General features: G+C 71.2%; 22 protein-coding genes. 13 read left to right on the forward strand and 9 right to left on the reverse strand.

What is annotated here, in order from left to right:
* Nucleotides 1-60 precede the first annotated feature (60 nt).
* The gene (locus tag ACFYQA_RS24035; RefSeq protein ID WP_388921366.1) at nt 61-1,293 is read right to left on the reverse strand and encodes a CaiB/BaiF CoA transferase family protein; all 1,233 of its coding nucleotides are present in this window, start codon (nt 1,291-1,293) and stop codon (nt 61-63) included.
* A 201-nt stretch (nt 1,294-1,494) separates the two neighbouring features.
* On the opposite strand from ACFYQA_RS24035, the gene ACFYQA_RS24040 reads away from it, so the two are divergent.
* Both ACFYQA_RS24040 and ACFYQA_RS24045 read left to right on the forward strand, forming a co-directional pair.
* Entirely contained in the window at nt 1,495-2,814 is a 1,320-nt protein-coding gene (locus ACFYQA_RS24040) for an acyl-CoA dehydrogenase family protein (protein ID WP_388921369.1), read from the forward strand.
* Entirely contained in the window at nt 2,811-3,587 is a 777-nt protein-coding gene (locus ACFYQA_RS24045; RefSeq protein ID WP_388921373.1) for an SDR family NAD(P)-dependent oxidoreductase, read from the forward strand. Before ACFYQA_RS24040 ends, ACFYQA_RS24045 begins: the two co-directional genes overlap by 4 nt.
* Before the next feature lie 55 nt (nt 3,588-3,642).
* Here the strand turns inward: ACFYQA_RS24045 and ACFYQA_RS24050 are convergent, their stop codons facing one another.
* A complete protein-coding gene (locus ACFYQA_RS24050; protein ID WP_388921376.1) occupies nt 3,643-4,611 on the reverse strand; it encodes an enoyl-CoA hydratase/isomerase family protein in 969 nt (322 codons plus the stop codon).
* A gap of 55 nt (nt 4,612-4,666) precedes the next feature.
* On the opposite strand from ACFYQA_RS24050, the gene ACFYQA_RS24055 reads away from it, so the two are divergent.
* The 4 genes from ACFYQA_RS24055 (at nt 4,667) to ACFYQA_RS24070 (ending at nt 9,148) form a co-directional block, all read left to right on the forward strand.
* Nucleotides 4,667-5,719: a CoA transferase gene (locus tag ACFYQA_RS24055; protein ID WP_388921379.1), complete on the forward strand. Its 1,053-nt coding sequence runs from the start codon at nt 4,667-4,669 to the stop codon at nt 5,717-5,719.
* On the forward strand, nt 5,713-6,993 hold the full coding sequence (locus ACFYQA_RS24060) for an amidohydrolase family protein (RefSeq protein ID WP_388921382.1): 1,281 nt from the start codon (nt 5,713-5,715) through the stop codon (nt 6,991-6,993). The genes ACFYQA_RS24055 and ACFYQA_RS24060 overlap by 7 nt, the downstream gene beginning before the upstream one ends.
* A 178-nt stretch (nt 6,994-7,171) precedes the next feature.
* Complete coding sequence (locus tag ACFYQA_RS24065; RefSeq protein ID WP_388921385.1) at nt 7,172-8,437, forward strand: amidohydrolase family protein; 1,266 nt, start codon at nt 7,172-7,174, stop codon at nt 8,435-8,437.
* A gap of 201 nt (nt 8,438-8,638) precedes the next feature.
* Nucleotides 8,639-9,148 carry a DoxX family protein gene (locus ACFYQA_RS24070; protein WP_388921388.1) on the forward strand — a complete coding sequence of 170 codons (510 nt, stop codon included), beginning with the start codon at nt 8,639-8,641 and terminating at the stop codon, nt 9,146-9,148.
* Nucleotides 9,149-9,283: 135 nt separating this feature from the next.
* On the opposite strand, the gene ACFYQA_RS24075 is transcribed toward ACFYQA_RS24070, so the two are convergent.
* From ACFYQA_RS24075 to ACFYQA_RS24085, 3 genes are read right to left on the reverse strand one after another with little or no spacing between them, the layout of a single operon-like run.
* Nucleotides 9,284-10,309 (reverse strand): phosphotransferase family protein, encoded by a 1,026-nt coding sequence (locus ACFYQA_RS24075; protein WP_388921391.1) that lies wholly within the window; start codon nt 10,307-10,309, stop codon nt 9,284-9,286.
* A 31-nt stretch (nt 10,310-10,340) separates the two neighbouring features.
* Nucleotides 10,341-11,864, reverse strand: a complete 1,524-nt coding sequence (locus tag ACFYQA_RS24080) for a class I adenylate-forming enzyme family protein (protein WP_388921394.1) — start codon at nt 11,862-11,864, stop codon at nt 10,341-10,343.
* Between the two features lie 16 nt (nt 11,865-11,880).
* Entirely contained in the window at nt 11,881-12,195 is a 315-nt protein-coding gene (locus ACFYQA_RS24085; protein ID WP_388921397.1) for a hypothetical protein, read from the reverse strand.
* Nucleotides 12,196-12,339: 144 nt separating this feature from the next.
* Here ACFYQA_RS24085 and ACFYQA_RS24090 point away from each other — a divergent pair, with 144 nt between their 5' ends.
* The 3 genes from ACFYQA_RS24090 (at nt 12,340) to ACFYQA_RS24100 (ending at nt 15,691) form a co-directional block, all read left to right on the forward strand.
* Nucleotides 12,340-13,113: an enoyl-CoA hydratase/isomerase family protein gene (locus ACFYQA_RS24090; RefSeq protein ID WP_388921400.1), complete on the forward strand. Its 774-nt coding sequence runs from the start codon at nt 12,340-12,342 to the stop codon at nt 13,111-13,113.
* Nucleotides 13,114-13,179: 66 nt separating this feature from the next.
* Complete coding sequence (locus tag ACFYQA_RS24095; RefSeq protein WP_388921403.1) at nt 13,180-14,184, forward strand: LLM class flavin-dependent oxidoreductase; 1,005 nt, start codon at nt 13,180-13,182, stop codon at nt 14,182-14,184.
* A 28-nt stretch (nt 14,185-14,212) separates the two neighbouring features.
* Nucleotides 14,213-15,691, forward strand: coding sequence for an aldehyde dehydrogenase family protein (locus ACFYQA_RS24100; protein ID WP_388921405.1), 1,479 nt, complete (start codon nt 14,213-14,215; stop codon nt 15,689-15,691).
* A 36-nt stretch (nt 15,692-15,727) separates the two neighbouring features.
* Here ACFYQA_RS24100 and ACFYQA_RS24105 read toward each other — a convergent pair whose 3' ends face one another.
* Nucleotides 15,728-16,981, reverse strand: coding sequence for an ABC transporter substrate-binding protein (locus ACFYQA_RS24105; RefSeq protein WP_388921408.1), 1,254 nt, complete (start codon nt 16,979-16,981; stop codon nt 15,728-15,730).
* Nucleotides 16,982-17,205: 224 nt separating this feature from the next.
* On the opposite strand from ACFYQA_RS24105, the gene ACFYQA_RS24110 reads away from it, so the two are divergent.
* The 3 genes from ACFYQA_RS24110 to ACFYQA_RS24120 are packed head-to-tail and all read left to right on the forward strand — an operon-like array spanning nt 17,206 to nt 20,785.
* The gene (locus ACFYQA_RS24110) at nt 17,206-19,158 is read left to right on the forward strand and encodes an ABC transporter permease (protein WP_388921411.1); all 1,953 of its coding nucleotides are present in this window, start codon (nt 17,206-17,208) and stop codon (nt 19,156-19,158) included.
* Complete coding sequence (locus tag ACFYQA_RS24115) at nt 19,155-20,066, forward strand: ABC transporter ATP-binding protein (protein WP_388921414.1); 912 nt, start codon at nt 19,155-19,157, stop codon at nt 20,064-20,066. Before ACFYQA_RS24110 ends, ACFYQA_RS24115 begins: the two co-directional genes overlap by 4 nt.
* The gene (locus tag ACFYQA_RS24120) at nt 20,063-20,785 is read left to right on the forward strand and encodes an ABC transporter ATP-binding protein (protein ID WP_388921417.1); all 723 of its coding nucleotides are present in this window, start codon (nt 20,063-20,065) and stop codon (nt 20,783-20,785) included. The genes ACFYQA_RS24115 and ACFYQA_RS24120 overlap by 4 nt, the downstream gene beginning before the upstream one ends.
* 219 nt (nt 20,786-21,004) lie before the next feature.
* On the opposite strand, the gene ACFYQA_RS24125 is transcribed toward ACFYQA_RS24120, so the two are convergent.
* The 3 genes from ACFYQA_RS24125 to ACFYQA_RS24135 all read right to left on the reverse strand — a co-directional run bounded on the left by ACFYQA_RS24125 (nt 21,005) and on the right by ACFYQA_RS24135 (nt 24,076).
* Entirely contained in the window at nt 21,005-21,844 is an 840-nt protein-coding gene (locus ACFYQA_RS24125; RefSeq protein ID WP_388921420.1) for a sugar phosphate isomerase/epimerase family protein, read from the reverse strand.
* 70 nt (nt 21,845-21,914) lie between these two features.
* A complete protein-coding gene (locus ACFYQA_RS24130) occupies nt 21,915-22,673 on the reverse strand; it encodes an SDR family NAD(P)-dependent oxidoreductase (RefSeq protein ID WP_388921423.1) in 759 nt (252 codons plus the stop codon).
* A gap of 230 nt (nt 22,674-22,903) precedes the next feature.
* Complete coding sequence (locus tag ACFYQA_RS24135; protein WP_388921426.1) at nt 22,904-24,076, reverse strand: thiolase family protein; 1,173 nt, start codon at nt 24,074-24,076, stop codon at nt 22,904-22,906.
* Nucleotides 24,077-24,195: 119 nt separating this feature from the next.
* Between ACFYQA_RS24135 and ACFYQA_RS24140 the strand changes: the two genes are divergently transcribed.
* On the forward strand, nt 24,196-25,326 hold the full coding sequence (locus tag ACFYQA_RS24140) for an acyl-CoA dehydrogenase family protein (protein WP_388921429.1): 1,131 nt from the start codon (nt 24,196-24,198) through the stop codon (nt 25,324-25,326).
* Nucleotides 25,327-25,330: the final 4 nt, after the last annotated feature.

The raw sequence follows: 25,330 nt of genomic DNA on the forward strand, positions 1-25,330 counted from the left end.
GTGCCGGGGCGAGGCGGGCCGCGCACCGCGGCCTCGGTCGGAACGGGCCTCAAACGGGCCTCAGCTGACCGCCCCGTCGATCTTGAGTACGAGGAGCTCCTCCTCGGTGATGCCGAGCGACAGCAGGACCTCGTCCGTGTGTTCCGCGAACTGCGGCGCACGGGTCAACGTGGCCGGGGCTTCGTCGAACTGGACCGGACTGGCGACCAGTTCACGCTCCACCCCGTCGGCGTCCACGACCGGTGCGATGAGGCCGTCGGCCCGCAGCGAGGGGTCCTGGCCCACCTCCCACGCGTTCTGTACCGCCGCCCAGGGCCCGTCCCCGCGGGAGAGGATCTCCACCCACTCCGCGAAGGGGCGGCCCGCGATGATGTCGGCGACGATCCCGGCCGCCTCGCGCGCGTTGGCCATCAGCTTCTCGGTGCTGTCGAACCGCTCGTCGACGGCCAGCTCCTCGCGTCCGGCCAGCTTGCAGAAGTCCGCCCAGTAGCGGCCGGGTTGCAGCATCGACAGCTCGATCCACCGTCCGTCCGAGGTGAGGTACGCGCCGATGAGGGGGTTGGTGGCGGAGCCGTGCCGCGGTGGGGCCTTCACGGGGAGCGGGCCGCCGGTCATCAGCGCGAGATTGACCGAGAACTGGGTGGCCCAGGCGCCGACACCGAGCAACGAGACGTCCACGACGGAGGGTTGTCCGGTCGTCGCGCGCGAGTAGAGGGCGGCGGCTATGCCCCCGGCGATCGTGATGCCGCCCATCGAGTCGCCGTAGGCGCCGGCCGGCATCCGCGTCATGCGGTCGGCGCCGGGTGTGGTGACCCCGGCGGCGCTCCCGCCGCGCGCCCAGAAGGCGGTGCTGTCGTAGCCGCCCTTGTCCGCCTCGGCTCCCCGGGTTCCGAAGCCGCTGCCCCGTACGTAGATGATGTCCGGGTTGACCGCCCGCACGTCCTCGACGTCGATGCGCAGTTTCGTCCGCGCACCGGGCAGGAAGTTGGTGAGGAACACGTCGCTTCTGCGGATCAGTTCTTCGAGCACCTTGCGCGCGGACGGCTTCTCCAGCGCCAGGCCGACACTGCGCTTCCCCCGGTTGGGCCCCTCCATGATCGGGAAGAAGGACGATCCCGCACTGGCGGCTTCATAGCCGAGCACCTGGACCAACCCCCTTTGCGCGTCGCCCCGTTCGGCATGCTCGATCTTGATCACCTCGGCTCCCCAGTCGGCGAGCACGGCTCCCGCCGCCGGGACGAAAGTGAACTGAGCGACCTCGAGAACGCGCACGCCCTCCATCGGGTTCCGCATGGACCTGCTCCTCCTGGCGTCGATTCGTCGAAGGCACCGCCTCTCCAGCCTGACCGCGTCGTGCCGAGGACGGGCCGACGAGCCCGCTCAGTGGGACTGGACCGTCGAGCGAGGCCGCGGATGCGCGATCGTCGGGCCCGGACAGCTCGCCGCTCGGGCAGCGGTATGTGCGACGTCACGCAGACGACTCCCGGAGGAGCGATGCTCGACTTCACGGTCGACCCCGAGTTCCAGGCCAAGCTCGACTGGGCGGCGGCCTTCGTCGAAGAGGAGGTCGAGCCGCTCGACCTCCTCTTCCCGCACGGCGGCGACCCCTACGACACCCTCAACGAGAAGGCCCGCGCCATCCTCGGCCCGTTGCGGGAACGGGTCCGGGCGCAGGGGCTGTGGGCCTGTCACCTCGGTCCCGAACTCGGTGGTCCCGGGTACGGACAGGTGAGGCTCGCGCTGCTCAACGAGATCCTCGGCCGGTCCTACTGGGCACCGACGGTGTTCGGCACCGCGGCGCCGGACTCCGGCAACGCGGAGATCCTCGCGATGTTCGGCACCGACGAGCAGAAGGCACGCTATCTGCAGCCGCTGCTCGACGGCGACATCGTCTCCACCTTCTCGATGACCGAGCCGCAGGCGGGTGCCGACCCGAAGGAGTTCGTGTGCGGCGCCCGGCGTGACGGCGACCACTGGGTGATCGACGGGGAGAAGTGGTTCTCCTCCAACGGCCGGTACGCGTCGTTCCTCATCGTCATGGCCGTCACCGACCCGGACGCGCCCCCGCACGCTCGTATGTCGATGTTCGTCGTGCCGGCCGAGACTCCCGGCATCGAGATCAAGCGCAACGTCGGCACGATGGACGAGCGCGACTCGCTGGAGGAGGGCATTCACGCCTACATCCGCTACCACCAGGTCCGGGTGCCGCTCGACGCCATGCTCGGGAGCCCCGGCGAGGGCTTCAAGGTCGCTCAGGCCCGTCTCGGGGGCGGTCGCGTGCACCATGCCATGCGCACGGTGGGCAAGTGCGCCCGTGCCTTCGACATGATGTGCGAGCGGGCGCTCTCGCGGCGTACGCAGGGCACGCAACTGGCCGAGAAACAGGCGGTGCAGCAGTTCATCGCGGACTCCTGGCTGGAGTTGCAGCAGTTCCGACTGCTCGTGCTGCACACCGCCTGGACCATCGACACCCAGCCGCACGGTGCCGCCCGCACCCAGATCGCCATGTGCAAGGTCGCGACCGCCAAGGTGCTGCACGACATCATCCAGCGGTCGTTGCACCTGCACGGCTCTCTCGGCACCACCAACGAACTCCCGCTCGCGAAATGGTGGATGGCCGCCCCGAACCTCGCCCTCGCGGACGGCCCGACCGAGGTGCACCGCACCACCATCGCCCAGCAGGTGCTGAAGAAGTACCGCCCGGCAAAGGGACTGTTCCCCAGCGAGCACATCCCGCCGAAGCTGGAGGCCGCCCGCAAGCGGTACGCGCACATCATCGGCGACGACGGTCTCACGGGCCGGGTGCAGGCATGACCGGCCGGCCCACGAAGTCCTCCCTCGCGGCGACGGACCTGTTCGACCTGTCCGGCAAGGTCGCCCTCGTCACCGGCGGCAGCCGCGGCCTGGGACTGGAGATGGTGCGCGCCTTCGCCACCGCCGGCGCCGACGTGGTGATCGCCAGCCGCAAGGCCGAGGTGTGCGAGACGGCGGCCGCGGAGGTCCGCGGCCTCGGCCGGCGTGCCCTGCCGGTCGCCGCCCACGTCGGCCACTGGGACGACCTGGCCCGGCTCACCGACGCCGCGTACGACGAGTTCGGCAAGGTCGACGTCCTGGTCAACAACGCCGGCATGTCTCCTCTGGCACCGTCGTCGGCGGAGACGAGCGAGGAGCTGTTCGACAAGGTGATCGGGGTCAACTTCAAGGGTCCGTTCCGGCTGGCCTCGCTGGTCGGGCAGAGGATGGCGGACGCCGACGGGGGTTCGATCATCAATGTCTCCTCCTCGGGGGCGTTGATGCCGCAGCCCAGGTTCGGTCCGTACGCGGGTGCCAAGGCGGCGCTGAACGTGCTGACGACCGTCTTCGCCCTGGAGTACGGCCCGGCGGTGCGGGTCAACACCATCTCGGCGGGACCGTTCCTCACCGACATCTCCAGGTCCTGGCCACAGGAGAAACGGGAGAGCACCCGCAGCGCGGCCGGCCGGCCCGGGGAGCCGGAGGAGATCGTCAGCACGGCGTTGTACCTGGCCAGTGACGCCTCGAGTTACACCACGGGGGCGCTGATCCGGGTCGACGGCGGGCTGTACTAGCGGATGGTGAGCCGTGCCGGCCGACAGCGGCCTGTGCCGGCGAATGGTGGGTGTGCTAACCGTGATCCGTGACCTGCGACGGGACGACCGGGCTCGTGATCTCGTCGACGAGACCCCACGCGAACGCATCCCCCGCCGGCAACCCGACGCCGGACAGGGCGAGATAGGCGGTCCGCTCCCTGCCGATGCGGACCGGAAGGCTCGCCGTGCCGCCCGCGCCCGGGATCAGGCCCATCCCGACCTCGGGCAGCCGGATCACGGTGTCCGGCGCGGCGAGGACGCGGCCGGCGAACGCGGCCAGTTCGATGCCGGCGCCGACGCAGGCGCCGTGCAGATGGGCGGTCACCTTGTGGGCGCACCGCTGGAGGAGGGCGGCCGGGCTGCGTCCGACACGTATCAGGTGGGCCTGTGCGGGGTCGCGGGACGTACCGAACTCGGCGAGGTCACCCCCGCTGCAGAATGCGGGGCCGTTGCCGCGCAGGTCGAGCCGGGTGATCGACGGGTCGGCCAGGGCGACGTGCAGCGCCTCGCACAGGGCGTCCCGGGTCGCGGCGTCGAAGGCGTTGCGCACCCCGGGCCGGTCCAGTGTCGCGGTCAGCCGCGCGCCGTCCCGGGTCAGCCGCACGGGTACGGCAGCCGGACGCGCGGGACGCCGGCGGGCCGACGCCAGCCACGCACGGAAGCCGGCGCCGCCCTGGAGCGTCGAGTAGGCGAGGGATTCGAGGACCAGCCGGTCGGGTCCGGTGAGCCGGGCTCCCATGCGGAGCACCTGCACGAGGGCGACGGCAGCCGCGGGCTGGGCCGTGACGGCGTCCGCCAGACCGCGGGCGGTGGCGTGCGGGTCCGCGCAGGCCACCCACGGCCGGGGCGGGTGCGGGGCGGCGGTGAGCAGGATGTCGAAGTCCCGCGGCGGCTCGACGGGTTGTGCCGCCACCCCCACGAGCACGCGGCCCCCGGGCTCCCCCGTGTCCGTGTCCGGCGGTACTGCACGGTCCAGATCGACCAGGTGGAAGGGCGGCTGCATGACCACCAGATTGTCACGTGGGGCCGCCCCCACGGAAAGGGGCGTCTACATGCCCATGAGTGCTGTTCGAGATCAGTGGGCGGAATCCGTGGAGCCGTTCCTCGCCCCGCTCGCCGACGTGGCCCGGGACTTCACCCGCCTCACCGGGGTACCGGTCGACCTGCCCACCCTCCTGTTCCTGCGCGCGGAGCTGGCCGGCCGTTCCCTCCCCGGACAGACGTCGGCCGGTGGTTCCTGCCGCCTCCTGCGTACGGCCGACGGCTGGGCGGCGGTCAACCTGGCCCGGCCGGACGACACGGCCGCCGTGCCCGCCCTGGTCGCGCTGCTGGGCTCACCGGAAACGGAGCTGTCCGATGCGGTGCGGCGGGCCACGGGGGCCGAGGTCGCCCGGAACGCGCAGTTGCTCGGCATCGCGGCGGCCGCGCTCGGACCGGCCCGGCGGAGCCGTCCACCTGTCCGCGTCCGGCGCCCGGGAGCCCGGCGCCCGGGGCAGCCGTACGGCCGCGGCCCGGGTGCGTCGCGTGTCGTCGACCTGTCCGCCCTGTGGGCGGGACCCTTGTGCGCCCGGCTGCTGGGGCTGGCGGGAGCCGATGTGGTCAAGGTCGAGAGCACGACCAGGCCCGACGGTGCCCGTTTCGGATCGCCCGGCTTCTACCGCTGGCTGCACGACGGGCACGAGAGTCTCACCCTGGACTTCTCCTCCGGCGCGCTCGCCGAGGTCGTCGCCGGGGCCGACGTGGTGATCGAGGCGTCACGGCCGCGGGCCCTGCGCCGGCTCGGCGTCCACGCCGAGCGGTTCCTCGCCGCCCGCCCCGGCCGGGTGTGGGTCGGCATCACCGGGTACGGCCGCGACGACGACCGCATCGCCTTCGGGGACGACGCGGCGGTGGCCGCCGGGCTGACCGGCCTCGGCGCCGACGGAGACCCCGTCTTCCTGGGTGACGCGCTCGCCGATCCCGTCACCGGGGTCTTCGCCGCCCACGCCGCGGCACGCTCCCTCGCCCGGGGCGGAGGGGAGTTGCTGTGCGTGTCCATGGCCGGTTGCGCCGCGGCGCTCGTGGATTCCGGCGTGCGGGGAACCGCCGGTGAGCGGCCTCGCCCATGCTGATCAGGAACGTCGAGATCGAGGGCCGCGGACGGGTGGACGTCCTCGTCACGGACGGGCGCGTCGTCGAGATCGGGAAACGTCCGGCGGGGCGGGGCGAGCCGGCCCCGCAGGGCGTCGACGAGATCGACGGGCGGGGCGGGGTGCTGCTCCCGGGCCTGCACGACCACCACATCCACCTCGCGGCGCTCGCCGCCCAGGCCGCGTCGGTGCGGGTCGGTCCCGGGGACGTGTCCGGCCGGGACGGGTTCGTGGCGGCGCTGAGGGGCGGGGCGCCGGGCAAGTGGGTGCGGGCCGTCGGGTACCACGAGAGTGTCGCCGGGGCACTCGACCGGTGGGTGCTGGACGGATACGCGCCCGACCGGCCGGTCCGGGTGCAGCACCGCAGCGGGGAGCTGTGGGTGTGGAACAGCGCGGCGCTGCGTGCGGCCGGGCTCGGCACGGACGGCGACGGGCGGTTCTGGCGGGAGGACGAGCGGCTGAGAGGGTACGTCCCACCGGTGCGGCTGGACCTGGAGCGGCTGGGGCGGCGGGCGGCGGCGTGGGGAGTCACCGGATTCACCAACGCCGACCCACGTCCGGAACCCGGTCTCACTCGGCTGCTGTCTGCGCTGCCGCAACGCCTCGTCGTGATGGGGGTCGACCCGCCGGTAAAGGTGCTGCTAGACGACATGACCTTGCCGACGCCCGCCGACCTCGCGGTCTCGGTGGCCGCCGTACGGCCGCGGCCGGTCGCCGTGCACTGTGTGACCCGGGTGCAGTTGCTGGTGACGCTGCTCGCCCTGGACGAGGCGGGATCCGTCGCGGGAGACCGGATCGAGCACGGGTCGGTGATCCCGGCCGAGACGATCCCGTGGATCGGGCGGCTGGGGCTCACGGTCGTGACACAGCCACACTTTCCCGTGGAGAGAGCCGCCGCCTACGCCTCGGACACCGACGCCGACGACCGGCCGCATCTGTATCGCTGCCGGACTCTCGCGGAGGCGGGTATCCCGGTCGCCGCCGGGACGGACGCGCCGTACGGAACGGCCGACCCGTGGGCGGTGATACGGGCGGCGGTCGGGCGCGACGACGGGGAGGCGATCGGCCGCAGGGCGGCCCTGGATCTCTTCCTCGGGGATCCAGGGCGCCCGGGGCGCGCCCGCAGGGTGTCGGCGGGATCCCCCGCCGACCTCTGCCTGCTTCATGTGCCTCTGCGCGAGGCTCTCGGCACGCTTTCCGGGGAGACGGTCCGCCTCACGCTGGTGGGCGGACGGCCCGTCCCACCGCTCGGGTGACGAGACCCGGGGACGTGTTCGATCTCTTGACGCAGGATACAGAGAAGGGTACACCTAATAATAGAACGACCGGTCGGTACTTATATTGTGGTGCCAGGCGACATGCCCCCCCGGTATCGGTTCCGGAGCGAACAACGACGTTCGGAGAGAGGTACGGCCTGTGTTCAAGGAATTCGTCGTGTCGGGCGACTCACACATCATCGAGCCCGTCGATCTGTTCAAAACGCGACTCCCCCAGCACCTTCGCGAACGGGCCCTCTGGGAAGAGGAGTTCACTCTCGACGAGCCGATCGTGGAGGGCGGGCACACCGAGTTCAAGAAACTGCACACGATCGGGTTCGACGGCTGGACCATCTCCAAGTACCGGCAGCTCGGCGGGGAGACCCCGGACGGCGAGCCGGACCACATCATCCGGGACATGGACCTCGACGGCGTCGATGCCTCGGTGATGTTCCCGAACCTCTCCCTGTTCGTTCTGTTCACCGACGACCACGAACTCTCCATGGCACACGCCCGCGTGTGGAACAACTATCTCGTCGAGCGGTATCTCCCCTACAAGGACCGGCTGCGCCCGACGGCCGCGATCCCGCTCACCGACGTCCCCGAGGCCGTCGCGGAGATCGAACGGTGCGCGCGGCTGGGCCTTGGCGCGATCCTCCTCCCGGAGATCCCGCCGCTGCCGTACTACGCGCGGGAGTACGACCCGGTCTGGGCGGCCGCGCAGGCGCACGGTATGCCCGTGTTCATCCATGTGGCCACCGGCGGGGTGAAGGTCAGGGAGACCGTGTCCGAGACGGCGGTGACCGTCCGGGGCCTGATGTCGGCCATGAACATGGGCAAAGGCAACCTGACCGACGACATGGTCGCCGGCCGGACCATGGGCAGCGCGGTCGGGTCGGCCGTGGCCGGCCCGCAGGGCATCATTGCCAGCCTCGTCGGCGGCGGCGTGTGCGAACGCTTCCCCAGCCTCCACTTCAACCTGATCGAGTACACCGCCGGCTGGCTGGTGTCCTTCATGGGCTACATGGACAAGTCCTGGAAGACCGGCACCGGCCAGGACCCCGACTGGTGGCTCGGCTTCTGGGACGACAACCGCCCGCCGACGGAACAGCCCTCCATGGGACGGCTGTTCGCCATCAACGACAAGTGGCCCTACCCGCTCAAGCCCACCGAGTACGTCCAACGGCAGATCCACGTGCAGTTCGCGGACGACCCGACGGCCGTCAAGGCCCGTCACATCACCGGCCTGTCGACGGTCATGTGGGGCAACGACTATCCCCACGCGGAGGGCACCTTCCGCAGCAGCGCCGACTGCATCGCCGAGAACTTCGAGGGGGTTTCCGACGAGGACCGCGCGGCCATCCTGGGTGGCACGCTGGCCGACGTCGTGCACTTCGACAAATCCAGGAAGCTGGCCCCGGTGCAGGTCATCGAGGACGCCTGAGCCGCCCCCGGCCGAGCCTCGGACCGTCCCCCGCCGCCGGCGCCACCCACCGGGGCACACCGGCGCCCCGGCTGCCGCGAACCGAGCCGGTGCCCGGCGGCAGGGTGATCATCACATGGGTGTGCCGTCCGCCCGCGACGTGTCCCGTGTCCGCGTACGATCACGTGCCCCGGAGGGCTCGACGAGGAGTAGGAGGCGGCCATGACCCATGACGCAGGCATGCTGGTGATCCGTTTGGCCCTCGGGCCCATGCTGGTCGTCCACGGGGCGAACAAGGTCTTCGGGCCAGGCGGCCTCGGCGGCACCACCGCCTGGTTCGCCTCGCTCGGCCTGCGACCGGCGTGGGTGCACGCGCGGCTCGCCGCCGCCACGGAGATCGCCGCCGGAGCTCTCCTCGCTCTCGGCCTCCTGACCGGCCCGGCCTGCGCGGCGTACGTGAGCCTGATGCTCGTGGCGGCCCTCACCGATCACCGGGGCAAGGGCTACTTCGTCTTCAAGGGCGGCTACGAGTACGTACTGCTCATCGGTCTCGTGGCGGTCGGCGTCGCCTCCGTCGGACCCGGCGCGTGGTCGGTGGACAACATGCTCGGGCTCGATCTCTCCGGTGGCTGGTGGCCCGTGGGCGTGGCGGTGGCAGGAACGTGTGCCGCGTCCGGCCTGCTGGCCGCGTCCTACCGGCCGTCCGCCGCCCCCGAGGGCGGGACCGGCTGAAGCCTCGCCTCCGCCCCGCGCACGCGCGGGGTCGCCGGCGACCAGAGGTCCGGTCACCGGCCTGCGAGTCCGGTACGGCTGTCCTCGGCGGCACCCGGCCGACGTCCCGCAGTGCACTACGACAGCGCCGGCGGGTCAGCCCAGAAGATCCAGTGCCTCGTCCAGCAGCACCGGCAGCGCGGGCAGCATGCGCCGGTGCATGTCCTTCACGTGGCCGCTCCTCCTGGCACGTTTGATGAGCAGCGCCGTCGCGGCGGACTCCTTGTACTTCGTCAGCGCCTCGAACCACGGCAGGTCGCGCAGCGGATCACCTCGCGCCTCCTGGTAGGCGTCGAGCAGCTCCGCGTTGCCCGGCATCCCGGTCGGTTCGGGTGAGACGGACGCGGGATGCCGGGCCTCGTCGGTGAAGAAGGTCAACCAGGTCACGTCGACCCTGGGATCGCCGAGCGCCCAGATCTCCCAGTCGATGACCGCGTTGACCGCGTCCGTTTCGCACAGCGTGTTGCCGAGCCGGTAGTCGCCGTGGGTGAACACCGGTTGCATGGCGGGCGGCACCGTGGCGTGCAGCCGTTCCGCGACCCTTTCGCATCCCGTGCGCAGGTCGTCGGGGACAGTGGTGAACGCGCGCGTCCAGCGGTCGATCTCGTCGCTGAGGGAGACCACGGGCTCGGTCCCCGCGGCGGTGCGCAACGGATCCACCCGGTGCAGTGCGGCGAGCATCCGGGCCGCGTCCAGGGCGCGGGCACGTACCTGCCCGGCCGGCACCGTGCCCCGTGGCACGAGCACCGGCTCCACGCACTCCCCCGGCACCAGCTCCATGGCCACGAACGGCGGGACTCCCGGTGGAGCCCCCTCGTCGTGGAAGAGGACTTTCGGCACGCGTACGCCCGGCCGGTCCGCCAGGGCCGCCATGATCCGCGCCTGCCGCAGTACGTCCCGGTTGCGCACCGGCGCCAGGCCGGGCGGGGTCACCTTGAGGACGACACGCTCGTGCCCGGCCGGAGTCCCTGACAGCGCGGCCACGTAGGTCAGGCTGGAGGTGCCGCCGGTCAGCGGTTCGATTCCCTCCACCACGGCGCCGGGGGCCCAGCGGCGGACGGCGACCGCGGTACGCGCGATCAGTTCCCGTACCGGCTCCGGATCGCTGATGACAGTGCTCACCCTGGTCGACCTGCCCTTCTCGACGAGACGTTCACCCGACGGCCGGACGGTCCTCGCCGCTCAGGGCGGCGACGATGTTCCGGCGTATCAGCTTGCCGGTGGGGGTGCGGGGCAGTTCGGGCCAGTATGTGATGCGGTCGGGGGTCCTGGACCCGCGCAGCGCGTCACGCACCGCCGTACGCAGTTCTCCGGCGGCGACCCGTGAACCGTCGCGGGGCACCACTACCGCTTCGATGCGCTGACCCCACTCCTCGTCCGGGACACCGACGACGACGGCGTCGAGCACGGCGGGGTGCCGCAGCAGGACGTCCTCGATCTCCGCGGGGGCGATGTTCTCCGCGCCGCGGATGATGGTGTCGTCGATCCTGCCTTCGACGAAGAGGTATCCGTCGTGGTCGAGACGGCCCCGGTCGCGCGTGGGGAAGAAGCCCCGCTCGTCGGTCGCGGAGCCCTGCCCCGCGTACTCACCCGAGACCTGCTCGCCCCGCACCCAGATCTGCCCGGCCCCGCCCGCGCCCACCGGGGCGCCGGCGTCGTCGCGGATCTCCAGTTCGACACCGGGCACGGGCAGTCCGGCCGAGCCGAGCCTGGCCCGTACCGCTGGATCGCCGCTCGCGACGGCCGCCCGGTGTTCCGCCGGGCCGAGTACGGAGATCGTGGACGAGGTCTCCGTCAGTCCGTAGGCGTTCACGAAGTCGACGTGCGGCCACTCGCCGAGCGCGGTCCCGATCACCCGCACCGGCATCCTCGCCCCGCCGTAGGCGAGTGCGCGCAGCGAGGGCACCGTGCGGTCGAGTCCGTCGGTGTCCATGATCCGGGCGAGCATCGTCGGCACCACCATCGCGTTCGTGACGCGCTCCTCGCGTACGAGGTCGAGCCACCCCTGCGGGGTGAACTGTTCGAGAGTGAGGGTGCGGCGTCCCGCGTAGAGGTTGCTCAGCACGTTCGACACGGCGGCGATGTGGTACGGCGGCACACTCACCAACGCCGTCTCGTCGGGCCCCGCGCCGGCGAACTCCACCGTGCCGAACACATAGGACACGAGGTGGTGATGGCGCAGGACCACGCCCTTGGGCGCCGACGTGGTCCCACTGGTGTAGATCACGACGGCCGGGGCCTCGGACTCTGCCGGAGCGTCGGGCCCGACCGGACCGTCGGTGCCGTGACCGGTGGCCGCCGCGGTCTCCAGCCACCGCTCCGGGCTCAGCACCGGCAGGCCGGCACCGCGCAGCGCCTCGGACTGCTCGGGGGCCGCGATGCCCAGGGCGCGGGGGTGGTTGGCCAGCAGCGCGTCGAGCTGTCCGGCGCCCAGCCGGTAGTTCACCGGTACCAGCGGTACCCCGGCCAGGGCCGCGGCGAACAGCGCGACCGGGAAGGCCGGTCCGTTCACCGCGAGGTACACGATCGCGTCGGCGCCCGCCTCCCGGACGGCCCGCGCCCCGCCGGCGGCGAGCTCGCGCAGTCGCACCGGGCTCAGTCCGCCCTCGCTCCGTCCGGTCACGATACGGTCGCCGAACCCGTCGGCGGCCATGTCCAGCAGCATGGTCACGTTCATCGGGCCGGTCCCTTCCTCAGTCCGAAGCAGGCAGCGGTTTGGGGCCCTTGAGCGACAACGGGACCCCGTTCACCGCCAGGCTTCCCTCTCCCGCCTTCGTGCACAGCACTTCCACACCGAACCCTTCCTCGGCATAGCGCTTGCCGAGCTGCGACCCGCCCATCTGCTCGGGGTCGGGGGTACCGGTGGTGGCAGCCTCCAGCTCGCCGGGCTCGGTCATCACCGCTCCGCCGCAGGTGATCTCCAGGTCGTCCGCCGGAGCGCGCACGACGACCACCGTCGTCGTGTCGACCGTGCTGATGAGTGTCTGCCCCACGCGTGGCTTCGTCACAGCTTCCTCCGCGGCTCTCGGGGTGCCGTCTCGGCAGGAAAAGAGTATACGGCTTTGCTCGATCAGGTCGAGAGGACACCGGACCGGTCCCGGTGAGTGGGCCGCGGGGAACGACACGTGCGTCGATGCGCCTACGTTGTCCCGATGGACCTCACGACCGTCCTCTACGGGGTGACCGATCACGTCGCCACCGTCACCCTGAACCGGCCCCATGCCATGAACAGCTTCACCCAGGAGATGCTGGCCGACTTCGCCCTGATCTGGCGCACCGTCAAGCAGGACGACGACGTGCACGTCGTCGTCCTGCGCGGAGCGGGCGACCGTGCGTTCAGCACCGGGATGGACGTGAAGGAGGGGATCGACCGGCACCCCAACATCTGGTCGCGGACGGACCCCGGGGAGCACCTGTCGCCCAAGCTCAACCAGGTGTGGAAACCGCTGGTGTGCGCGGTGCACGGCATGGCCGCCGGCGGCGCTTTCTACTGGCTCAACGAGGCGGACATCGTGGTCTGTTCCGAGGATGCCACGTTCTTCGACCCGCACGTCAGCTACGGACTCACGGCGGCGCTGGAGCCGATCGGCCTGGCCCGGCGCATCCCGCTCGGCGAGACGCTGCGCATCGCACTGCTCGGCCTGGACGAGCGTGTGTCGGCCGCACGCGCCCTGCAGATCGGCCTGGTCAGCGAGGTGCTGCCGCGTGATCTGCTGTGGGAGCGCGCCGACGGCATCGCCCGGATCATCGCCGCCAAACCGCCCGCCGCGATCCAGGGCACGGTCCGGGCGATCTGGGAGTCGCTGGACGCGACCCGCACCCAGGCCCTGCGCACCGGCCTGTCCTACACCCAGCTCGGCAACCCCGTCGGCACGGCCGGGGTCGACCGCTCGTCGGTGCCCCGGGACCAGTGGACACTGCGCTGAGATCTCTCAAGTCGGAACAAAAAGAGGGTACTTTTCTAACCCAGGGAGGATCGTATGCGGTTCGGCATGCCATGGCCGGGTACCGAGGTCGCGCGCGAGGCCGAGGAGGCCGGCGTGAGCGCCTTCTGCGCCGCGGAGTTCGCCGACCACGACGCCTACGTCACCCTGGCGGAGATCGTCGCCAACACCGAGAACGCCCTGGTCGGCCCCGCCATCGCCTACGCGTTCTCGCGGACCCCCTACGCACACGCCACAGCCCTGCGGCAACTGCACGCCAAAGCGCCGGGCCGACTGTTCCTCGGCCTCGGCAGCGCCGCGTTCCGCATCAACCGCGACTGGCTCGGCGTACCCCCCGAACGGCCCGTGGCCCGGATCGCCGACACCGTGGAGGCCGTCCGGGCCTGGCTGCACGCGGAGAACGGCGAGAAGGTCCGCCACGACGGGGAATTCCACTCGATCGACGCCGACGTCCGCGCCCCGGTACTGGGCCGGCTCGACATCCCCGTGCTGCTCGCCACGTTCAACGCGGGCATGGCCCGCACCGCGGGCCGCGTCGCCGATGGCGTCATCGGGCACGGGCTGTTCACCCGCTCCTGGTGGAACGACGTCGTACGGCCTGCCGTCGACAACGGAGCGGGCACCCGGCCGCGCCTCCTCGAACACGGCTGGATCATCACGGCCGTCGACGACGCCGCCCCCGAACGCGCCGTCGCGGACGCCCGCCGCATGATCGCCTTCTACCTCACCGTCAGGACGTACGACCCCTTCGTCGCGCACCACGGCTGGGAAGGTCCGGTCGAGCGGCTGCGGGCGGCCTTCCACGCCGGGGACACCGACGGCATGGCCAGGGCCGTCACCGACGAGATGGTCACGGCGATCGCGGTCTGCGGAACCACCGCCGAGGCACGCTCCGCCCTGCACGCGCGCGCCGACGCCCTGCCCCGCGACATCGGATACCTCGCGCCGCCCACCTTCCTGGTCGGCCGCAAGCGCCGTGCCGCCTACGCACGTGCCAGTTTCGCACTGATCGACGCCCTGCCCGGACAGGCCCCCGAGGCCGCCGGTCAGTAAGGACAGCCCGGACAGTAAGGAGACGGACATGCCCACGCCGTACGCGTTCTCCACGCGGCTGTACATCGACGGGCGGCGCACCGACGGCGGGTCGGACGAGCCCGTCGTCGTACGCAACCCGGCGACGGAGGAGACCGTCGCGGAGGTCCCGCAGTCCTCGCTCGCGGACGTACGGCGCGCGATCGCCGCGGCGCGCCGCGCCTTCGACGAGGGGCCGTGGCCGCGGATGAGGCCCGCCGAGCGGGCAGCGGTGCTCCTGCGGCTGGCCGAGGAGGTGGAGCGCCGCCTGCCCGAGCTCGTGGCCGTGAACATGGCCGAGGCCGGATCGGTGCGGTCGCTCGCGGAGAGCCTGCAGACGCGGGTCCCGCTCGCGCACCTGCGCGACATGGCCGAGCGGGTGGTCCCCTCCTTCGCCTGGGAGCGGCCGATGGATCCCACGGTCGCCCCGGGTATCGGCATATCCCAAGGGGTGCTGCGCCGCGAGGGATTCGGGGTGTGCGCCCTGATCCCGGCCTACAACTTCCCGTTCTTCCTCAGCATGATGAAGGTGATCCCCGCGCTCGCGGCGGGCTGTACCGCCGTACTGAAACCGGCACCCGCGACGCCGCTGGAGTCCCTGCTCATAGGTGACTTCGCGGACGCCGCCGGGCTGCCGCCCGGTGTGCTGAACATCGTGACCGGTGACACCGAGGCCGGCCGGGAGCTCACTACCCACCCCATGGTGGATCTCGTGAGCTTCACCGGGTCGGACGCGGTCGGGCGCATGGTGCACACCCAGGCCGCGGACTCCCTGAAGAAGGTCGTCCTCGAACTGGGCGGGAAGTCCGCGAACATCGTCCGTGCGGACGGTGACCTCGACGGGGCGGTCCGCTCGGCGTTCACGGGCATCACCACCCATGCCGGGCAGGGCTGTTCGCTGCTGACCCGCACGATCGTCCACGAGTCCGTGCACGACGAGTTCGTCGAGCGGCTGTGCACCGCCCTCGCCGTGATCAGGGTCGGCGATCCCGCGGACGAGGCCACGACGATGGGCCCGCTGATCAGCGGGGCCCAGCGCGACAAGGTGGAGAAACTGATCCGCGCGGGCGAGGAGGAAGGGGCTCGTCTCGTGTGCGGTGGCGGACGTCCGGCCGGACTCGACCGGGGCCACTTCGTCGAGCCGACGCTCTTCGCCGACGTCGACAACGCGATGACGATCGCGCGGACGGAGTTCTTCGGGCCGGTCGGCGTGGTCATCCCGTTCCGCGCCGACGAGGAGGCGGTGCGGATCGCCAACGACAGCCCGTACGGCCTCTCCGGCGCCGTCTGGAGTGCCGACACGGTGGCGGCGTACGACATGGCCACCCGGATCCGCACCGGCGGGGTCACGATCAACGGCGGGAGCGCGGGGGTGAACCCGCGCTCCGCGTTCGGCGGGTACAAGCAGAGCGGACTGGGCCGGGAGTGGGGCGCGTTCGGGCTCGACGAGTACCTGCAGACCAAGAGCATCAGCTGGGCGGCACGCTGACCGGTGCCGCCCGGACCGACTGCGAGGGGTTCACCCCTACTTGGGGCTGACCTTCACACCTGGGATCTGCTCACCGCAGGCCGGCGAGCCGTTCGGGTCGGGCACGAACTTCTCACCGCGCAGGATGGAGATGAACGTACAGTCGCCGGGGCCGCCGACCGAGTACGTTCCCTTGTTCCGGAAGTCGGCCGGCTGGGCGAACAGACCGCCGGCGGTCCAGGTCCGGTCGGCCCGCAGGGCGGTCGTCAGCTGCTTCTGGCTCGCCCCGCAGCCCGCCTTCTCCAGTCCGTGCAGGAGCAGGTCGGCGCTGATCCAGCCGGCCGCCTGGGAGAACGACGGCATCCCGGACTCGGACTTCGCGTACTTCTTCAGCGCCGCCGACCAGGTACGGGCCGCTTCGGTGTCCCGCTCGACGGGTGTGTAGGACGTCATGAAGCCCACGCCCTGTGCCGCCCGGATCGTCGGCGGCGATTCCAGCAGATCCGCTCCGTACCCGGTGGCCAGCAGGATCGACTTCATCTCGACCCCGGCCCGGCGCAGACCGGTCGCGAGGGCGAAGGCGGTCTCGGGGATCACCGGTGCGTACAGCACGTCGGCGCCGGACTTCTTGATACCCAGCACAAGGGGTCCGACATCGGTGCTCCCGAACGGGACACGCTCGTTGACATAGCCGCGCGCCAGCCCGGCGTGCTCCGCCGACACCGCCGCTCCTTCGGCCGCCTTGGCCGAACTCGGGGTCGTGTAGGCGACCACGGCGACCTTCGATCCACCGAGTTTCTTCCAGTACGAGCCCAGCGTGGTCGCGGCCCGGTCGTAGTCGGTGCCGGACATCGCCGGGAACAGGTTGTCGTAGTCGGGGTCGAACCACTGCTCGCCGCCGTCGAAGGCGCCCCCGAGGAAGGGCGTGCCGCCGGCCTGGGCGCCGGCGTACTGTCCGGCGCCGAAGAAGTACGTGCTCACGGGCAGCACCGCGTACACGTGGTCCTGCTGCACCAGGCGCCGCGCCGCCGTCAACGCCCCCTGTGGCGTGGACTGGTCGTCCGCCGTGACGACGTCGAAGCCACGCGAGGCGCATGTCCCGTGGGCTGCCTCGTAGGCGGCGAAGCGGGCCTTCACTCCGCTTTCGGTGCCGGCGTAGTGCGCCCCAGCCGCACCGCTCAGCGAGGTGAGGACTCCCACCTTGACCGGCCCGTCCGTATCGCCCGCACCGGCAGAACCCCCTTTGCCGCAGGCGCCCAGCACCAGTGTCGCGGCGCACGCCCAGATCACGATCGAACCGACTCTCCCCATCTGCGTTCCTCCTGTCCGAGAGCCACACGCGAGCCACTCGAGAGCCCCACGCGAGCCACAGTGGAGCATATTCAGTATCCTTTGTCACCGGTTGACGTAACCATCGATGCACATGTGCGCCATTGAACTGGGCATACTTGTTACGAGGGTTGACGACGCCAAAATAAGAGCGCACTTTATTTCGTATCCGCGCTCACCGGATCCGAACTCTCAGGAGGCCGCCGTTGCTCTCCTACGTCGTCGCCGGCCTGGCCCTCGGGGCCATCTACGCGATCGCCGCGGCCTCGCTGGTCGTCACGTACGTCTCGTCGGGGGTGTTCAACTTCGCCTTCGGCGCCATGGCGTTCGCCGTCGCACGCTTCTCCTACTTCCTGCAGGTCGAGCAGGGGTGGCCGCTCCCGCTCTCGGCAGTCGTCGCGGTCGGGCTGTTCGGCCCGGCGTTGGGCGTCGCGTTGTACGCGGTGCTCTTCCACCACCTGCGGCGGCGCTCTCCTCTGGTGAAGATCGTCGCCACGATCGGCCTGTCCGTCGCGCTGCCACCACTGGTCAATCTGGTGCTGGGACACCTGGTGAATGTCACCGCTCCCGGCCTGGCGCCCCAGCCACCCACCGTCTTCCGCCCGTTCGGGGCGGTGATCGACATGAACCAGGTGATCACGTACGCGGCTCTGGCCGTGATCCTGGTCGTCGGCACGGCACTGCTGCGGTACACCGACGTCGGCCTGAAAGTCCGGGCGCTGGTCGATTCCGAAGCCCTCACCGCGATGTCGGGTGTCAGCCCCACCCGCGTCTCGCTGGGAGTGTGGGCGTTCAGCGCGCTGCTGGCCGGGCTGGCCGGCGTGCTCGTCGCGCCCACCGCGGGACTCACGGTGGACGGTATGACGTTCCTGATGGCCGCCGCCTTCGCGGCCGTGGTGGCGGCGCGCCTGCGCAGCCTCCCGGCGGCCGTCACGGTCGCGCTCGCCATGGGGGTCGTCACCAGCGTGATCCAGCGTTACCTCGACCCGCAGAGCGCGTTGTCGGCGCAGATCGTCCCCAGCATCCCGTTCCTGTTCATGCTGGTCTTCCTGCTGTACTACGCGCTGCGCGGACAGGCGGGCGACATCACGACGGGCGGGGCACTGGACCGTGCGGTCCGGACGGAGGGGGCCGCCGGTCCGGTACGGCCGACGGCCGGGCTCGTCGCTCCCCTGGTGACCCTCGGTGCGGTCGCGGTCCTCCCCTTCGTCCTGGACGAGTTCTGGACCGGCCTGACCGGCACGGGCATCGCTCTGGCGATCGTGCTGCTGTCGTACACCCTCGTGACGGGAGAGGGCGGCATGACCTGGCTGTGCCAGATCACGTTCGCGGGTCTCGGTGCCCTCTTCGCCGCCGACCTCACGACCAACTCGGGGTGGCCGCCGCTCACCGCGGTCCTGGTGAGCGCATTGTGCGTGGTGCCGGTCGGCGTGGTGCTCGGGTCACTGACCATCCGCCTCGGCAATCTGTACATCGCCCTGGTCACGCTGACGTTCGGCCTCCTCGCGCAGAACCTGGTCTTCCAGCGGGACCGGTTCTACAACACCGGGCAGGGCATCTACATGCCCCGCCCCGCCTGGGCGGTGGACAACACGTCCTTCGCACTGCTCTCGCTGGCGGTGTTCGCCGTGCTCGGGCTGTTCGTCGTGAACCTGCGGCGCTCGACCGCCGGGCTCGCCGTGACGGCCGTCCGGTGGAGCGGGACCGGCTCGCGCACGCTGGGCCTCAGCGTTCTGCAGACCAAGGTGCTCGTCTCCGCCGTGGCCGCCTTCGTCGCCGCGGTCGGCGGCGGATTCCTCGCGCTCGGCTACCAGTCGGCGCTGCCCGACGCGTTCAATCCCTTCACCGGGCTGGTCTGGCTGGCGGTCCTGGTCACCGTGGGGGCCCGGTCGGTCATCGGCGCGCTGGTCGCTGGGCTGGCCTACGCCATGCTCCCCAGCGTGTTCCAGACGTACCTGCCCATACGGTGGGCAGAGGTGCCCGTCATCCTGTTCGGGCTCGGGGCGGTCATGCTCGCCCGCAATCCCGACGGCGTCATCGCCATGCACGCGCGGCAGGTGCGGGACTGGAAGCGGTGGCGGCAGGCCAGGCGTACGTCCGCCGACACGACGCCCCGGAGCGTCGAGGAGTCACCGATCCCCCAGGGAGACCCGGTATGACCGGTACGAGCACACGCACGAGTACGGGCACGGACACGGGTCCTGGTACGGCGTCGCCGCGTATCGAAGCCGCGGGGGTGACCGTCCGCTTCGGCGGGCTCGTCGCACTCGACGATGTCGGCCTCCAGGTCCCTCCGGCCTCCGTCGTGGGCCTGGTGGGCCCCAACGGCGCGGGCAAGAGCACGCTGTTCGCCGTACTGTCCGGACTGCTCGGACCGAGCGCGGGTGCGGTCCTGATGGGTGGTCGGGACGTCACCGGGGTCAGTGCCCAGGTGCGGGCCAGACGTGGTCTCGCCCGCACCTTTCAGCACCCGGAACTCTTCCCCGGGCTGACGGTGCGGGAGCACGTGGTACTGGCCCACCGGGTCCGCCACGCCCGGCGGCGGATCTGGACGGACCTGGTCACCGCCGGTGGCTTCCGGCGCCCGGCCGCCGACGAGGACCGGCGCGTCGACGAGATCCTCGCCGCGCTGCGGCTGAGCGGGCAGGCGCACCTACCGGTCCCGGGGCTGCCGTTGGGAACGAGCCGGCTGGTGGAGATCGCGCGTGCACTGGCCGTCGATCCGGATGTTCTCCTGCTCGACGAGCCCTCGTCGGGGCTCGACGCGCGCGAGACCGACGAACTCGCGACGACACTCACCCGGGTCGTGGCCGAACGAGGGGTGTCGCTGCTCCTCGTCGAGCACGATGTGGAACTCGTGCTCGGACTCAGCGACGTCGTCCATGTCCTGGACTTCGGCGTCAAGATCAGCGAGGGAACCCCGGCCCAGGTCCGCGCGGACCCGGCCGTGCGAGCCGCGTACCTGGGCGCGGAACACGAGTCGGGCGAGGGCTCGGGCCCCGGCCCCCGTTCCGGTGCCGGTTCCAGCCGCGGTACCGGCACCGGCGAGGAAAGGACTTCGGCATGACCACCGCGTCTCCCCTGCTCGCCGTGCGCGACCTGGACGTCCGCTACGGCACCGCCCAGTCCCTGCGGGGACTGTCCTTCGATGTGTTCCCGAACAGCACACTCGCCGTGCTCGGCCCCAACGGAGCCGGAAAGAGCACGCTGGCCAGAGCTTTGTCGGGACTGGTGCGACCGGCCGGCGGACAGGTCCGGCTCGACGGCAGGGACATCACCGGAAAGGCACCTGAGCACATCCGCCGGGCCGGACTCGTACACCTTCCCGAGGGCAGAGGTGTGTTTCCCACCCTGACCGTCACGGAGAACCTGCGGATGGCCACCGCGTGCGGCAGACGGCAGCGGGCGGCGGCCATCGAGCGGGCCCTGGAGGTCTTTCCCGTCCTGGCGGCGCGGCAACGGCAGACGGCGGGCACCCTGTCCGGTGGCGAGCAGCAGATGCTGTCCCTCGCACGGGCCCTGACGGCCGACCCCCGGCTGGTGGTCGCCGACGAGTTGTCCCTCGGTCTCGCGCCCAAAATGGTCGACGTCGTGTTCGAGAGCCTGCGCCGGGCCCGGTCCGCCGGAGTCGCCGTGATCATGATCGAACAGTTCGTCGGACGCGCCCTCGCCTTCGCCGACCACTGCCTGGTCCTCCAGCGCGGACGGATCGCCTGGGCCGGCGAGGCGGACCGGGCGGAGGGCGAGTTGTCGCGCCGCTATCTCGGCGAGGCCACCACGGCCTGACCCGGGGGCGTGCGCCAGACGATCGCAAGGCACCGGAGCGCGTCCCGGCGGGATCCCCCGTCCTCGGCGTGGGCAACAGACTTCGGAACCGGAACCGGCGCCCCGGTTCGTGGCGACTTCGCTTTGGCAGCCCGGTCCCTGCCCCGGCGTCACCCGGTGGAGCACCCACCAGCCGTCATCCACCGCGACCGCCGGCATTGTCGAAGCCGGGGAGCACCGCTACGGCCTGGTCCAGGCCGAGCGGCGCGCTTCCGCCCGGGCGAGCAGGGAGCGGGCCGCCTCGACGCAGGGACGCATCCGGTCATGGGGCCCGACGCCGGATTCGATCTGCGAACGGCGCGGAACCTCAAGTGCGACCACCCGGTCCGGTGGAAGCGCGGCGAGTACGTCCACAAGCGGCAGCTCACCCGTGCCAGGGACCATCCGCTCGTTCATCGCCTCCTCCATATAGCTGTCGTAACGGGATTCGAGCGGCGCGTCGGACAACTGGATGTAGCCGATCAGGGCGGGATCGATCGCCGCGACATCGGCCGCGCCGGCCCCGGTGCGGCACAGGTGCATCGTGTCGATCAGCAAGCGGAAGTCCGGACGCGCGACATGGCGTACCGCGGCGAGCGCCGTCGGCAGATCAGCCACCGTCAGACCGGGCGCGAACTCCACGGTCGTCTCCATCCCGGCCGCCGCCGCCATTTCGGCAAGGATCCCGAACTGGTCGAAGGTACGCGCGAGGTCCGGGTCGAAACTGACGGTGTTGATACGTGTGACGCCGAGTTCGGCCATCACCTGGATGCCCCGGGCGCGAGTCCGGCGCACGTCGGTCCCGGCCTGCAGCAGGAAGCCCTCACCCAGCGAGATCGAGACGCCACGGTCGCGCATCGCCGCATTCGTCTCACGCCGAAGCACTGGATCTTCGACGAGGGAGGCCGGGGGATGATACGGAAGGTCGTACGACGAGAGCGTGGCCGAGATGTGCCGGCAGCCGAGGTCTGCCGCGAGGTGGACCGCCAGGACCGGCGAGAGACCGAAAAGGCTGATGTGTTCGATCCCGATCGCTCTCACTGCGCACTCTCCCCTGGAGCCGGTTCACGTTGTGGCTGAGCGTCATGGCTGCTGGAGCCGAGGCAGGACATCAGGCGCCGAACATCTGCAGGCCGCCATCGACCGCGATCAGCTGACCCGTCATGAAACGCGCCCCCGTGCCGGCCAGGAAGACCATGACGGGCCCAAGGTCCGTGTACGGATCACCGAGCTCACCTCGTAGGGGCATGGTCGCCCGCAAGTGCTCATCGAGCGCCGCGGCGCCGTCCGGGCCCAGATGCTCCCGCAGCCGTTCCGCGCCCGGCGTCTCGACCGCCGGCGCCAAGGCGTTGACCGTCACGCCGAACCTTCCCCATGCCGCGGCCACGGACCTGGTCCACGCATGGACACCGGCTTTCGCCACCGCGTAGTGCGGCGCCCGGGGGTTCCCCCGAACCCCCTCTCCCGATCCGAGATTGATGATCTGCCCGCCCTGCGCACGCATACGCTCGAACGCCGCCTGGTTGGTGAGTACCGTCGTGCGCAGGTTGGCATCGAGGACGAAGTCGAAATCTTCCTCGGACAGCGTGTCCGGCGTGCCCGGAAGCCAGACGCCCGCCGCGTGCAGCAGCACGTCGAGTCCGCCCAGGATCTCCGTGGCCGACCCGAAGGCAGCGTCGACGGAACGACGGTCACGCGCGTCGCACGACAACCACTCGCAGCGGCTCTTCAGTTCGTCCGGCGGAGGCGTGTGGTGGAACAGACCGACGACGTCGGCCCCGGCCGCCAGGAAAGAGGCCACGGCCGCCGCGCCGATTCCGGTGGCCGCCCCGGACACCACCACGCGCCGGCCCGCGAGCGGCAGGTCCACTGTCACCGGCACCGGCACCGACCCCTGCCTCTGCCCCTGCCCCTGCCCCTGCCCCGACAGACTCGTCACGAGACCTCCCTGGAACGCCGACAAGCCGGTATACCCGGAATTCGCTCACGGTTCACGATCTCGATCACCCTCCGTCGCCTCGGCATTCGGCTCTTCTCTCCATCAGGTCTCCATCAGGCGGCCGTTCGATCACTTGGCTCGCGCGCGTCGATCACGGCCCTTCACGCCGTCAGCACCACGGCCGAGCCCATGCCGCCACCCGCGCACATGGCCGCGACCGCCGTACCTCCCCCGCGGCGGCGCAGCTCGTGCGCCAGCGTGACGACCATGCGTGCGCCGGTGGTCGCGATCGGGTGCCCGAGGCTGCAGCCGCTGCCGAACGGGTTGACCCGCTCCGGGTCGAGGTCCAGCTGCCGGATGGCGGCCACGGCCACGGCGGCGAATGCCTCATTGACCTCGAACACGTCGACGTCGCCGATGTCGAGGCCAGCCCGGTCAAGTGCCTTGCGAATGGCGGCGACCGGCGCCAGTCCCGTCTCGACGGGGTCGACACCCACGCTCGCCCACGCCCGTACCGTCGCGAGCGGTGTGAGCCCGTGGGCGGCGGCGACCTCCGAAGAGGCGACGACGACCGCGGCCGACCCGTCGTTCACCCCGCTGGCGTTCCCGGCCGTGATGGAGAAGCCCTCGATCTCGGGGTGCAGCACCTTCAACGCCGCCAGCTTTTCCATGTCGGTGTCGCGCCGCGGGTGTTCGTCGGTGTCGAACACCGTGACCGCCCCGTCCCGACCGGTTACCTTCACCGGGACGATCTCGTCGGCGAACCTGCCCTCGTCGATCGCCCGGACCGCCCGTTCGTGCGACCGCAGCGCCCAGGCGTCCATCTCCTCACGGGAGATGCCGACCCGCTGGGCCGTGTTCCACCCCACGAGTATCGCCATGTCGTCGTTGGGTGCCGCGCGGGTCGGGACGTGCGAGGGTGACATCCAGGGATCCTGCCAGTCGTCCGTGCCGGGAATCCGCCGCCTTGCCACCGGGGCCGTCGACGACGACTGCGTCCCGCCCGCGATCACCGCGCGGTCCATGCCGGCACGCACGCTCGCCGCGGCGGTCGCCACACTCGCCAGTCCGGAGGCGCAGTGGCGGTTGTGCGCCAGGCCCGGGACATGTGTCAGTCCGGCCTGGAGTGCCGCGTACCGGGCGATGTCGCCGCCGCCCGCCAGGGACTCCCCGAGGACGACGTCGTCGAGCCCCTCGGGCGGCAGACCGCAACGTAGTGCGGCTTCACGGACCACGACGGTGGCCAGATCGAAGGCACTGATGCCGCGCAGGGTTCCTCTTCGAGCGGTCCCGATCGCGGTGCGGCACGCGGAGAGAAGAACGGCGTCAGTCATGAATTGATAGTACTCAACTCGGTCCAGATCGGGGATACATTCGAGAAGATCTCGACCCTTGACTCAATAGAGGATACCTTTAATGGAAGCCGATGTGCTGTCGATCCAGGTGGTGACGGGTGAACTTCGAGCTCAGCGAGGAGCAGGCCATGGTGCGCGCGGCGTCGCGCGACCTGCTGTCCGACCGGGCGCCGATCGAGCGTGTGCGGGCGTGGACGGACCGGGTCGACAGCGCTGACGCCGCCCCCGAAGTGTGGGCGCTCGCCGCCGAGTCGGGCTGGCCGGGTCTGGCCCTGCCGGAGGAGTACGGCGGTGCCGGCCAGGGGCTGGTCGAGCTCGCGCTCGTCGCCGAGGAGGCCGCGCGGGCGCTCGCAAGGGTTCCCTTCCCGCCGACCGTGATCGTCGGCAGGGCGCTCACCTCCGCCGGGTCGCCGGGCCTCAGGGCGAAGGCGCTGCCGGTGCTCGCCGCAGGATCGCGGTGGGCCACGTGGGCCTTCGCGGAACCGCACGCGCCGTGGACGCTCGACGGCGTCCGGAGCACCGCCCGGACCGACGGGGACGAGATCGTCCTCGACGGGACCAAGACCGCCGTCCAGGATGCCGCCGGCGCCCACTGGCTGCTCGTCACCGCACGGCACGACGGCGTCCCGGTGTCGTTCCTCGTCGACCGCGACGCCCCCGGCGTGACGGTCCGCCGCCAGCACGTCCTCGATCCGACCCGCGCGTTCTACGAGATCCGTTTCGACGGCGTGCGCGTCCCGTCCGACCGCCGGCTCGCCGGCGGGTCCGCCGAGATCCAGCGACTGCTCGACGACGCGGCGGTACTGCGCTGCGCCGACGCTCTCGGGGTGATGGAACGCATGCTGGAACTCACCGTCGCCCACGCGAAGACCCGTGTGCAGTTCGGGCGGCCGATCGGCGCCTTCCAGGCCGTGCAGCACGCGTGCGCGGACATGGCGATGCTGGTGCACGGAGCCCGTGCCGCCACCTACTACGCGGCGATGGCAGCCGACGCCGACAGCACCGACTTCGCGCGGTCGGCCTGCGCCGCCGCCGCCTACACATCGGACACCGCGAGTGAAGTCTCCGCCCAGGCGCTTCAGTTGCACGGCGGCATCGGCTTCACCTGGGAGCACGACCTGCACCTCTACCTGCGCCGGGCCAAAGCCGACAGCGTCCTGTACGGCGACGCCGGCGTCCACCGCGACCGGCTGTGCACCCTGCTGCGGCAGTCTCCCGTGTCCGTCTGAGCGT

Origin of the sequence: Streptomyces sp. NPDC005774 (genome assembly GCF_042871645.1) — a bacterium.
In the GTDB taxonomy this organism is placed as follows: Bacteria; Actinomycetota; Actinomycetes; order Streptomycetales; family Streptomycetaceae; genus Streptomyces; species Streptomyces pratens.

Excerpts from the sequence above, each read along its gene's own strand:
- ACFYQA_RS24135 (WP_388921426.1), bottom strand. The coding sequence starts at position 24,076 with ATGACTGACGCCGTTCTTCTCTCCGCGTGCCGCACCGCGATCGGGACC.
- ACFYQA_RS24035 (WP_388921366.1), bottom strand. The coding sequence starts at position 1,293 with ATGCGGAACCCGATGGAGGGCGTGCGCGTTCTCGAGGTCGCTCAGTTC.
- ACFYQA_RS24045 (WP_388921373.1), top strand. The coding sequence starts at position 2,811 with ATGACCGGCCGGCCCACGAAGTCCTCCCTCGCGGCGACGGACCTGTTC.
- ACFYQA_RS24095 (WP_388921403.1), top strand. The coding sequence starts at position 13,180 with ATGCCATGGCCGGGTACCGAGGTCGCGCGCGAGGCCGAGGAGGCCGGC.
- ACFYQA_RS24080 (WP_388921394.1), bottom strand. The coding sequence starts at position 11,864 with ATGAACGTGACCATGCTGCTGGACATGGCCGCCGACGGGTTCGGCGAC.
- ACFYQA_RS24100 (WP_388921405.1), top strand. The coding sequence starts at position 14,213 with ATGCCCACGCCGTACGCGTTCTCCACGCGGCTGTACATCGACGGGCGG.
- ACFYQA_RS24090 (WP_388921400.1), top strand. The coding sequence starts at position 12,340 with ATGGACCTCACGACCGTCCTCTACGGGGTGACCGATCACGTCGCCACC.
- ACFYQA_RS24115 (WP_388921414.1), top strand. The coding sequence starts at position 19,155 with ATGACCGGTACGAGCACACGCACGAGTACGGGCACGGACACGGGTCCT.
- ACFYQA_RS24060 (WP_388921382.1), top strand. The coding sequence starts at position 5,713 with ATGCTGATCAGGAACGTCGAGATCGAGGGCCGCGGACGGGTGGACGTC.
- ACFYQA_RS24040 (WP_388921369.1), top strand. The coding sequence starts at position 1,495 with ATGCTCGACTTCACGGTCGACCCCGAGTTCCAGGCCAAGCTCGACTGG.
- ACFYQA_RS24050 (WP_388921376.1), bottom strand. The coding sequence starts at position 4,611 with ATGCAGCCGCCCTTCCACCTGGTCGATCTGGACCGTGCAGTACCGCCG.
- ACFYQA_RS24055 (WP_388921379.1), top strand. The coding sequence starts at position 4,667 with ATGAGTGCTGTTCGAGATCAGTGGGCGGAATCCGTGGAGCCGTTCCTC.
- ACFYQA_RS24120 (WP_388921417.1), top strand. The coding sequence starts at position 20,063 with ATGACCACCGCGTCTCCCCTGCTCGCCGTGCGCGACCTGGACGTCCGC.
- ACFYQA_RS24105 (WP_388921408.1), bottom strand. The coding sequence starts at position 16,981 with ATGGGGAGAGTCGGTTCGATCGTGATCTGGGCGTGCGCCGCGACACTG.
- ACFYQA_RS24070 (WP_388921388.1), top strand. The coding sequence starts at position 8,639 with ATGACCCATGACGCAGGCATGCTGGTGATCCGTTTGGCCCTCGGGCCC.